We start from the raw sequence: 735 nt of genomic DNA on the forward strand, positions 1-735 counted from the left end.
AGCCGAGAAGCACCGAGCTCGCCGCTCGGTCCAGGCCGGACAGCTCTGCTCGTGACAGGGGGGACCGGGTAGTCCTGGATCCGTGCCTCCCCGTCGATCACGGGAAGCTCGTGGAGGTTCATCGCCGGGGAGCCGATGAAGCCGGCGACGAACGCGTTCGCGGGTCGGGCGTAGCGCTCGGTCGGCGTGGCGCACTGCTGCAGGTGACCGTCCTTGAGCACGGCGACGCGATCCCCCATGGTCATGGCCTCGATCTGGTCGTGGGTCACGCAGAGAGTGGTCACGCCGGTCCGGCGCGGGCGGGGCCAGGACGCGGATCTCCGCCGGGGGTGGACTGGCGATGTGGAGGGCTACGGCCACGTTCGCGCCGACGGTCATGTGGGGGTACAGCGCGTAGTTATGGAAGACCAGCGGAGTGTCGCGGTAAGGCGGGAGAAGGTGCCGCACGGCCTGGTGTCGGAGGGGGATGTTGCCCGCCGAGACGTCCTCGAGCCCGGCGAGCATGCGGAGCGAGGTCGACTTCCCGCAACCCGACCGGCCGACCAGTACGAGGAACTCTCCGTCGCCCAGCTCCAGGTTCAGCGAGTCCACTGCTGCTCGCTCCCCGCCGGGATACACGTGGGTCGCGTTGTCGAACGTCACGGATGCCATCGGACTCCTCTGCTCACGGTCGGTGGCTCTGCCGGTGCTTCGGGAGGGGCTCACGAGCCGGTCCTCGACGGCGCAGCACGGGGG

General features: G+C 69.7%; 1 pseudogene. It reads right to left on the bottom strand.

Features of this window, described 5'->3' with window-relative positions:
• A pseudogene (locus tag D8M34_RS18635) lies at positions 1-651 on the bottom strand (ABC transporter ATP-binding protein); the annotation flags it as partial.
• Between the last annotated feature and the right edge of the window lie 84 nt (positions 652-735).

Origin of the sequence: Microbacterium sp. HSID17254 (assembly GCF_003989315.1) — a bacterium.
Taxonomy (GTDB): domain Bacteria; phylum Actinomycetota; class Actinomycetes; order Actinomycetales; family Microbacteriaceae; genus Microbacterium.